The 5633-nt window shown below is 48.6% G+C and carries 2 tRNA genes and 3 rRNA genes; all 5 read right to left on the bottom strand.

Features of this window, described 5'->3' with window-relative positions:
• Nucleotides 1-9: 9 nt before the first annotated feature.
• The 5 genes from rrf to IP485_RS13615 all read right to left on the bottom strand — a co-directional run bounded on the left by rrf (nucleotide 10) and on the right by IP485_RS13615 (nucleotide 5290).
• Nucleotides 10-124 (bottom strand): 5S ribosomal RNA (rrf, locus tag IP485_RS13635).
• Between the two features lie 186 nt (nucleotides 125-310).
• A 23S ribosomal RNA gene (locus tag IP485_RS13630) occupies nucleotides 311-3170 on the bottom strand.
• A gap of 345 nt (nucleotides 3171-3515) precedes the next feature.
• Nucleotides 3516-3591 (bottom strand) — tRNA-Ala (locus tag IP485_RS13625).
• A gap of 9 nt (nucleotides 3592-3600) precedes the next feature.
• A tRNA-Ile gene (locus IP485_RS13620) sits at nucleotides 3601-3677 on the bottom strand.
• A 74-nt stretch (nucleotides 3678-3751) separates the two neighbouring features.
• Nucleotides 3752-5290: ribosomal RNA gene (locus tag IP485_RS13615) — 16S ribosomal RNA — on the bottom strand.
• Together the 16S, 23S and 5S rRNA genes with 2 tRNA genes alongside form the textbook arrangement of a ribosomal RNA operon.
• Between the last annotated feature and the right edge of the window lie 343 nt (nucleotides 5291-5633).

Raw genomic sequence — 5633 nt, 5'->3', positions numbered from 1 at the left:
AGAATAGAGAGCTGACGATGACCTACTCTCACATGGACGAATCCACACTACCATTGGCGCAACGATGTTTCACTTCTGAGTTCGGGAAGGGATCAGGTGGGGCCATCGCGCTATTGTCGTCAGCAAAGGGGGTTAGATATGAGTCTGTTGTTTTTATTGTTTGACTTCAAGTTTTAGCTTGTTGTCGACCAACTATAACCTAACTGAATCAAGGTTAAAGGTGATATCGAAATATACTTTCTTCGTTATGACCACTACAGTCATACAAGATAGATTAATTAGACTTGTATACAAACCACTTGGGTGTTGTATGGTCAAGCCAAACGAGCAATTAGTACAGGTTAGCTACATGCATCGCTGCACTTCCACACCCTGCCTATCAACGTCCTAGTCTTGAACGGCTCTTTAGGGAAATCTAATCTTGAGGTGGGCTTCCCGCTTAGATGCTTTCAGCGGTTATCCCATCCGAACGTAGCTACCGGGCAATGCCACTGGCGTGACAACCCGAACACCAGAGGTTCGTCCACTCTGGTCCTCTCGTACTAGGAGCAGATCCTCTCAAATTTCCAACGCCCACGGTAGATAGGGACCGAACTGTCTCACGACGTTCTAAACCCAGCTCGCGTACCTCTTTAAATGGCGAACAGCCATACCCTTAGGACCTGCTTCAGCCCTAGGATGAGATGAGCCGACATCGAGGTGCCAAACACCGCCGTCGATATGAACTCTTGGGCGGTATCAGCCTGTTATCCCCAGAGTACCTTTTATCCGTTGAGCGATGGCCCTTCCATACAGAACCACCGGATCACTAAGACCTACTTTCGTACCTGCTCGACTTGTGGGTCTCGCAGTTAAGCGCGCTTTTGCCTTTATACTCTACGACCGATTTCCGACCGGTCTGAGCGCACCTTCGTACTCCTCCGTTACTCTTTAGGAGGAGACCGCCCCAGTCAAACTACCCACCATACATTGTCCTCGGTATTGTTATACCTGAGTTAGAACCCCAACATGACCAGGGTGGTATTTCAAGATTGGCTCCACCAAGACTAGCGTCTTGGCTTCAAAGCCTCCCACCTATCCTGCACAAGTCAGGTCAAAGTTCAATGTAAAGCTGTAGTAAAGGTTCACGGGGTCTTTCCGTCTAGCCGCGGGTACACAGCATCTTCACTGCGATTTCGATTTCACTGAGTCTCTGCTGGAGACAGCGCTGCCATCATTATGTCATTCGTGCAGGTCGGAACTTACCCGACAAGGAATTTCGCTACCTTAGGACCGTTATAGTTACGGCCGCCGTTTACTGGGGCTTCGATCAAGAGCTTCGCTTACGCTAACCCCATCAATTAACCTTCCAGCACCGGGCAGACATCACACCCTATACGTCCACTTTCGTGTTTGCAGAGTGCTGTGTTTTTAATAAACAGTTGCAGCAGCCTGGTATCTGCGACTGCCAGCAGCTCAAGGAGCGTGTCCTATCACCACCAACAGCGTACCTTCTCCCGAAGTTACGGTACCATTTTGCCTAGTTCCTTCAGCAGAGTTCTCTCAAGCGCCTTGGTATTCTCTACCTGATCACCTGTGTCGGTTTAGGGTACGATTCGTTTATAACTATTGCTTAGAAGCTTTTCCTGGAAGCATGGTATTTGCCACTTCACTGTACAAGTACAGCTTGCTATCAGATCTCAGCCATGTAGTAGCCCGGATTTACCTAAGCCACAAGCCTACATCCTTTCACCTGGACAACCAACGCCAGGCTGACATAACCTTCTCCGTCCCTCCATCGCATTATAAACAAGTATCAGAATATTAACTGATTTCCCATCGACTACGCCTTTCGGCCTCGCCTTAGGGGTCGACTCACCCAGCCCCGATTAACGTTGGACTGGAACCCTTGATCTTCCGGCGTGCGAGCTTTTCACTCGCATTATCGTTACTCACGTCAGCATTCGCTCTTGTGATACCTCCAGCATGCCTTACGACACACCTTCACAGGCTTACACAACGCTCCCCTACCACTTGAAAACAAATTCAAATCCGCAGCTTCGGCTCCTAGTTTGAGCCCCGTTACATCTTCCGCGCGGGCCGACTCGACTAGTGAGCTATTACGCTTTCTTTAAAGGATGGCTGCTTCTAAGCCAACCTCCTAGCTGTCTATGCCTTCCCACCTCGTTTCCCACTTAACTAGGAATTTGGGGCCTTAGCTGGCGGTCTGGGTTGTTTCCCTCTCCACAATGGACGTTAGCACCCACTGTGTGTCTCCCGGATATCACTCATCGGTATTCGGAGTTTGCATCGGTTTGGTAAGTCGGTATGACCCCCTAGCCGAAACAGTGCTCTACCCCCAATGGTGTTCGTCCGAGGCGCTACCTAAATAGCTTTCGGGGAGAACCAGCTATCACCGAGTTTGATTAGCCTTTCACCCCTATCCACAAGTCATCCCCTGGCTTTTCAACGACAGTGGGTTCGGTCCTCCGGTGCCTGTTACGGCACTTTCAACCTGCTCATGGATAGATCACTCGGTTTCGGGTCTATACCCTGCAACTAAACGCCCTATTAAGACTCGGTTTCCCTACGGCTCCCCTAAACGGTTAACCTTGCTACAGAATATAAGTCGCTGACCCATTATACAAAAGGTACGCAGTCACCCCAATAAATTGAGGCTCCTACTGCTTGTACGCACACGGTTTCAGGTTCTATTTCACTCCCCTCACAGGGGTTCTTTTCGCCTTTCCCTCACGGTACTGGTTCACTATCGGTCAGTCAGGAGTATTTAGCCTTGGAGGATGGTCCCCCCATCTTCAAACAGGATTTCTCGTGCCCCGCTCTACTTAATATGTTAACGCTAATGTTTCGAATACAGGACTATCACCTACTACGGTCAGCTTTCCCACGCTGTTCTTCTACATTAGCATTAATCGGCTTCTCCCCGTTCGCTCGCCGCTACTAGGGGAATCTCATTTGATGTCTATTCCTAAGGGTACTGAGATGTTTCACTTCCCCTCGTTCGCTTCCTAATAAATTAGGATACCTACCTTATGGTAGGTGGGTTTCCCCATTCAGAAATCTCCGGATCACAGGATATTGCCGCCTCCCCGAAGCTTATCGCAGGCTGTCACGTCTTTCATCGCCTCTGACTGCCAAGGCATCCACCATGTGCGCTTCATTACTTGACCATACAACCCCAAGTAGTCTCTCGACTTCTAAGTGTCATACAATCTAATTATGATAACGATATCACCTATGTTTATACGCTTGATTCAGTTCTCTTATTACTTTTTTAATAACTCACCCCTGGGATAACAACTGATGTCGTTAAGAGGTGAGTTATTAAGGTTAAGAGGTGCGCGTGAACACGCTCCTCCTAACCCAGACTCATATCTATGTTTTTAAATAGTTCCTGTATTCTCGTCGAATTACAGGTTCTGTATAAAACAGAAAGAAGTAATCTTACCAATAAAGGCGAATCACTTGTTTCTATTTAATACTCTTAGCACTCAAAGCTTATTCGTTTATAGTAGTGGTGGAGCCAAACGGAGTCGAACCGTTGACCTCCTGCGTGCAAGGCAGGCGCTCTACCAACTGAGCTATGGCCCCATTATAAAATGGTGGGTCTAAGTGGACTCGAACCACTGACCCCCGCGTTATCAACACGGTGCTCTAACCAGCTGAGCTACAGACCCAATTACGCTTAATAAACGTAAGCTTAAACTAAAGAACAACTTGTTGTGAATTCTTGCTGACCGAATGCCATCTATAAGGAGGTGATCCAGCCGCAGGTTCCCCTACGGCTACCTTGTTACGACTTCACCCCAGTCATCAACCACACCGTGGTGAACGCCTCCCCGAAGGTTAAGCTATCCACTTCTGGTGCAATCAACTCCCATGGTGTGACGGGCGGTGTGTACAAGGCCCGGGAACGTATTCACCGCGGCATTCTGATCCGCGATTACTAGCGATTCCTACTTCATGGAGTCGAGTTGCAGACTCCAATCTGGACTACGATAGGCTTTTTGAGATTCGCATCACATCGCTGTGTAGCTGCCCTCTGTACCTACCATTGTAGCACGTGTGTAGCCCTGGTCGTAAGGGCCATGATGACTTGACGTCGTCCCCGCCTTCCTCCAGTTTGTCACTGGCAGTATCCTTAGAGTTCCCGGCTTAACCCGCTGGTAACTAAGGACAAGGGTTGCGCTCGTTGCGGGACTTAACCCAACATCTCACGACACGAGCTGACGACAGCCATGCAGCACCTGTATTCTAATTCCCGAAGGCACTCCCGCATCTCTGCAGGATTCTAGATATGTCAAGACCAGGTAAGGTTCTTCGCGTTGCATCGAATTAAACCACATGCTCCACCGCTTGTGCGGGCCCCCGTCAATTCATTTGAGTTTTAACCTTGCGGCCGTACTCCCCAGGCGGTCTACTTATTGCGTTAGCTGCGTCACTAAGTCCTCAAGGGACCCAACGACTAGTAGACATCGTTTACGGCGTGGACTACCAGGGTATCTAATCCTGTTTGCTACCCACGCTTTCGAGCCTCAGTGTCAGTATGATGCCAGGAGGCTGCCTTCGCCATCGGTATTCCTTCAGATCTCTACGCATTTCACCGCTACACCTGAAATTCTACCTCCCTCTCACCTACTCTAGCTCTACAGTTTCAGATGCAGTTCCCAGGTTGAGCCCGGGGATTTCACATCTGACTTATAGAGCCACCTACGCTCCCTTTACGCCCAGTAATTCCGATTAACGCTTGCACCCTCTGTATTACCGCGGCTGCTGGCACAGAGTTAGCCGGTGCTTATTCTGCAGCTAATGTCATCGTCCGTGGGTATTAACCACGGAGTCTTCTTCACTGCTTAAAGTGCTTTACAACCAAAAGGCCTTCTTCACACACGCGGCATGGCTGGATCAGGGTTTCCCCCATTGTCCAATATTCCCCACTGCTGCCTCCCGTAGGAGTCCGGGCCGTGTCTCAGTCCCGGTGTGGCTGATCATCCTCTCAGACCAGCTACAGATCGTCGCCATGGTAGGCCTTTACCCCACCATCTAGCTAATCCGACTTAGGCTCATCTAATAGCGAGAGCAGTAAACTGCCCCCTTTCTCCCGTAGGTCGTATGCGGTATTAATACGAGTTTCCCCGTGCTATCCCCCACTACTAGGTAGATTCCTAAGTATTACTCACCCGTCCGCCGCTCGACGCCTGATAGCAAGCTATCATCGTTTCCGCTCGACTTGCATGTGTTAAGCCTGCCGCCAGCGTTCAATCTGAGCCATGATCAAACTCTTCAGTTTAATCTTGCTATGAAGCTCTTTAAAGAAGCTTCTAAACTTGGCTCATCTAATCTGGCAAAATCGCTAAAAATTATGTTCGTAATGAATTAACTTTGAGTTTTTCTGCTGTCTTAAATGATAATTTTTATAGTTAGAATCCTATCGAAAAGATAGTCAACCAACTTTATTTTTTAGCATTCTGAATCAGCAAAAATCCACACAAGTTGTTCTTTAGTTATGCTTTTAAATAGTGCTCAATCACTGTCGTCCAGTAACTGATATATAGGGTATATCTCTTGCTGTTTAGTCTCAATCCCTCGCGGGTCAAGCTATCTAGCGAGCCGACTATCTTATCATAATGATT

This window comes from Psychrobacter sp. NG27 (assembly GCF_016106655.1).
Lineage (GTDB): Bacteria > Pseudomonadota > Gammaproteobacteria > Pseudomonadales > Moraxellaceae > Psychrobacter.
Note: the sequence above shows the minus strand (reverse complement) of the source record. Positions and strands in the feature narration are given on the sequence as shown.